Consider the following 1,602-nt stretch of genomic DNA (forward strand, 5'->3'; position numbering starts at 1 on the left):
GAACCCCTGATCCGACCCCGAGAGCACCCCCGATCGTGCGGCCGACCTGTTTGGATGCAGGGGTGAGCACAGTCCCCGGCCCCGCCGTCCGCCCCCCGCGCCCGAGAACCGCTTCGTGCTCTGGCTGCGCGGCCTCGACCTGCCCCGCCGTCCCGGCTGGATCGGCGGCGTCTGCGCGGGGATCGCCGACCGGCTCGGCATCGACCCGCTGATCGTGCGCGGGATCGTGCTCGTCGTCGCGGTGCTGGGCGGGCCCGCGCTCCTCCTCTACGCCGCGGCCTGGCTGCTGCTGCCCGACCAGGACGGCGCCCTGCCGGTGGAGCGGCTGCTCCGCGGCTCGCTCGACCGGGTGCACGCCGGGATCGGCGTCCTCGTGCTCGCCTCGATGCTGCCGGTGGCGCAGGGCTTCTGGTCGCTCGGCGGCGCGTACACCGGGGCGATGCCCTGGGCACCCGCGACCGGGCGGACGCTGTGGTCGCTCGTGGTGCTCGGGCTGATCGTGGCCTTCGTGGTCTGGATCGTGCGGCGGAGCCGGCGGTCGGACGACGCGGCCGCCCACCCGGCCCCGGCATCCCCGTCCGCACACCCCTCCGCGACGCTCCCCTACCCCGCGCCCTCCGCTCCGGCCTACCCCGCACCCGACCCCGGCCTGCAGGACGAGCGCCCCTCGTCCCCCGAGGCCGTCGCCGAGTGGCGCGAGCGCCAGGAGGCCTGGCGGGCCGAGCGGGAGGCGTTCCGCGCCCAGCAGAGCGCGTCGGCCCGCGAGACGGCCCGCGCCCGGGCGGAGGAGGCGCGAGTCGCCGCCGCCGCCGTCACCGCCGCGCGCCTGGAGCGCCAGCGCCTCCGACGCGCCGCGAACCCCCGGCTGCGGGCGAGCCTCACGCTGCTCGCCCTGGGCGCCGCCGCACTGACCGGCGCACTGGTCTCGCTCACCGCCTCCGGGCCGACGGCCCTCGTCGTCGGAGCCGCCTCGGCCGCGCTCGTGCTCGCCGTGGTGATCGTGCTCGCCGGCCTGTTCCGGAGGCGCGCGATCGCGCTGGTCGCCCTCGCGACGGTCGCGCTGGTCACGGCCGCCTGCGCCGCCGTGCTGCCGACCGACCGCGAGCTGCTCCCCGTGCTGGGCACCTACGGCTTCTCGAGCGCCGCTCCCGGCCGCTACGCGACGCTCGCGGCGAGCGACCTGCGCGTCACGGTCGCACCCGGCTACGAGACCTCCGGCGAGCCGCTGGACCTCTGGATCGGCTACGGGCACGTGTCCGTCGCCACGATGGCGGGAACGGCGGTCCGCCTCGAGGCGACCACGGAGGACACCGAGCTCCTCGTTCTGGACGCCGACGGAGGCGCGATCGACGCGCCCCGCGAGGTCCGCACCGCCGACGGCCGTCAGCTGTGGACGCAGACCTTCGGCGATCCCGAGGCCGAGCCGTTCGTGGTCCGCATCGCCCAGGAGGGCGGGTCGATCCGCGTCCAGGACTCCACACCGGGCGCCGACTCCGGCACCACTGCGCCGGACGCCGACGCCACCCCGACACCCTCCACAAGGCGCAGGCCGGCGGCTGGCGGCACGACCGGTTCCACCACCACGCGGAGGAGATCTGGCGG

General features: G+C 77.0%; 1 protein-coding gene. It reads left to right on the plus strand.

Annotated elements, in window-relative coordinates:
* Positions 1-115 precede the first annotated feature (115 nt).
* Positions 116-1,602: PspC domain-containing protein (locus tag C5C36_RS17190; protein WP_104310114.1), on the plus strand; the 1,487-nt coding region annotated here is incomplete at its 3' end.

The organism is Rathayibacter sp. AY1G1 (genome assembly GCF_002932095.1).
Taxonomy (GTDB): Bacteria; Actinomycetota; Actinomycetes; order Actinomycetales; family Microbacteriaceae; genus Rathayibacter.